This window comes from Bartonella silvatica (genome assembly GCF_040545155.1).
Classification (GTDB): domain Bacteria; phylum Pseudomonadota; class Alphaproteobacteria; order Rhizobiales; family Rhizobiaceae; genus Bartonella; species Bartonella silvatica.
In genome coordinates, this window is sequence record NZ_JBEPLI010000051.1 from 1 (window position 1) to 2,336 (window position 2,336).

Genomic DNA, 2,336 nt, shown 5'->3' on the forward strand with positions numbered 1-2,336 from the left:
ACACAAAACAGCAGTGAAAGTTCTTCAATGAGTGTTGGCACCGGTTATGGCACGGGTGGCGCAGGGGCAACGGGCAGTGCTGCTTTTAGTCAAGGAGAAGGTTCCAGTGAGGAAGTTCATCACAAAAACAGCCATATTATAGATTCACACCACGAGTCAGGGAAATACTACACTGGCAGGCGCCGTGGTTTCTGGAGAGCGTGTAGAAATGGAAGTAGGGGGTGATTTTACCGTTGTCAGCCGCAGTGATACGGGACAAAGTTCCAGCAAGCAAAACTCTGTTTCTGTTGGGTTTGGTGCTGGACAAACGGGTGTGGGGGCTCCATGAACGCCTCTTTCCAAAAGAATAAATCCTCTAGTGATTATCATAGTGTTGTGGAACAATCAGGCATCAAAGCGGGTGATGGTGGTTTTAAGATCAACGTTAAAGATAAAACAACGCTGACCGGAGGTATTATTGAAAGCACCGCGCCGGCAGATAAAAACAGCCTGACCACAGGAAGCATTAGCACCAGTGATATCAGCAACAGTGCCCATGCGCAAGTCAGCAGCCGTGGGTTTAGCATTTCTGGGAATGATACGATAAAGAACATTGCCAAGAATGTTTTAAATCACGGCAAAGCCAAGGATGGAGCAGAAGGGGAAACCAAATCTGCTATCAGCGATGGGACTATCATCCTTACTGATATAACTGGACAGAGGGCGATGGGGCAAGATGCTGGACAAATCATTGATGCACTCAACCGCAACACCGCTACAGCCCACCAGGCTGTAGGACAGCTAGATGTCGCACCGCTTGAAGAAGCAGTGCATAATCGCCTAGATATGATCAATGATTTATCGGATGAAGGATTAGGATACTTTGATAAAATTTATAAAATCACAAATGTCAAAGAGCACCCAGTAGGTGAGGTTGCGCATGATGAAAATGGCAATGTCCTCTATTTAACCGATGAAAATGGAGAGTATATAAAAGACAGCGATGGAGAATATATCACTCTGTATCACTTTTTAAATGCTGAAGATGAGCAGTATTTACAAGCTGGCTCTGATGGCAACAGGCGTATGTTCTATAATGGTATTTTAACACACCAGAGGAAGCCGCTGTTTATGCAGAGCAACATGCGAAGGATAAAAATAATCCGCTTTATTTTGTTGTGTTCCCAGAAGCGGATTCTGCCATCTCAGAACTTCTAGTCGCGGGCTATCAGAAGTTTATGGAAAATAACTTTTGGGGTTTGACCAATTCCACACAAGAAGCAAAAGATATAATGTCTCGCTATGGTAACACAGGATTGCATTTTGATGCCCATAGTCAAGGCAGTTTGACAGGCTTTAATATGCTGAATTCTTTCAAACAAGAAGGTGTAAATGATGTAGCTGGCAATACAACGATCAGTTTCCATGGACCAGCGGCTAATGTTTTGGCGGCATCCGGTCTGTTAGGTTATGTGAGTGATGGCAAACAAACCACGATTGGTTTTGATGGGCATAGATTTGACTTTGTCAGCAGAATTATTGGCGGTAATGGCTATACCTACGAGACAATACCTGCTGGTAGCAACTGGTGGAAAGAAATATGGAATATGTTCACAAATCCTTACAATCCTCATACTTGTCTTGGAGATGCGGGTCAAAAATGCCAAAAAAGGTATGGCTCATCTCATTTAAAACAAAAACCTTGAATTAAATCATGGAGGAAAAAATGAAACAAACTTTAAAATTATTAAGCGCTGTAACTTTGTTAAGTATCGCTGGATGTCAGTTTAACAAACCTCCTCCAGGGTATGTGACTGCGTGGGAGAAGCCAGGAGCAGATTTGACAGAGGCAGGAAAAGCCTTGTTAGAATGTGGAATGCTAAGCCTTATTGATGCGGATCCAGAGAATGATAATCGCAGCTTTAATCAAAAGGCAACAATTTATGCTTGTATGGTTCAGGCTGGTTTCCGTGATAAAGTGGGGAGGGGGACTTGGTGCGAGAATCATAAAGCGGAAAACCTTCCCATTTGTCGTCCTGGCGCTGTCATACCACAGCGCAGTGTCAAGAAGCGCTTAAACAGCCCTTATTGTAAAAAATATAAAAACGCACCTGAATGCAAACCTTAAGTCTTGCTTATGATGATCAACAATCCCCCTCCTTGCCTTTGCTTGGAATGGCGGGATTGTTTCCTCAATCCATCATCTCAATATTGCTCACCGTTGTTTTAAGCAGCGGTGACAGGAAATATCAACAAGCTTCCGAGCTGTTTATTGTAAATAAATCCATTGAAAGAGGGGAAAAATGAAGAAAATCTTAAAACTATTGAGTTGCATGGCTTTGTTAAGTATCACTGGA

Annotated in this window: 2 protein-coding genes and 1 pseudogene; all 3 read left to right on the forward strand. The window is 43.1% G+C overall.

What is annotated here, in order from left to right; all coding sequences use genetic code 11:
• Positions 1–1,685: pseudogene (locus tag ABID23_RS07730) on the forward strand (hemagglutinin repeat-containing protein); the annotation flags it as partial.
• 20 nt (positions 1,686–1,705) lie between these two features.
• Positions 1,706–2,107: a hypothetical protein gene (locus tag ABID23_RS07735; RefSeq protein WP_354190896.1), complete on the forward strand. Its 402-nt coding sequence runs from the start codon at positions 1,706–1,708 to the stop codon at positions 2,105–2,107.
• Complete coding sequence (locus tag ABID23_RS07740) at positions 2,095–2,286, forward strand: hypothetical protein (RefSeq protein WP_354190898.1); 192 nt, start codon at positions 2,095–2,097, stop codon at positions 2,284–2,286. Before ABID23_RS07735 ends, ABID23_RS07740 begins: the two co-directional genes overlap by 13 nt.
• The last annotated feature ends 50 nt before the right edge of the window (positions 2,287–2,336 follow it).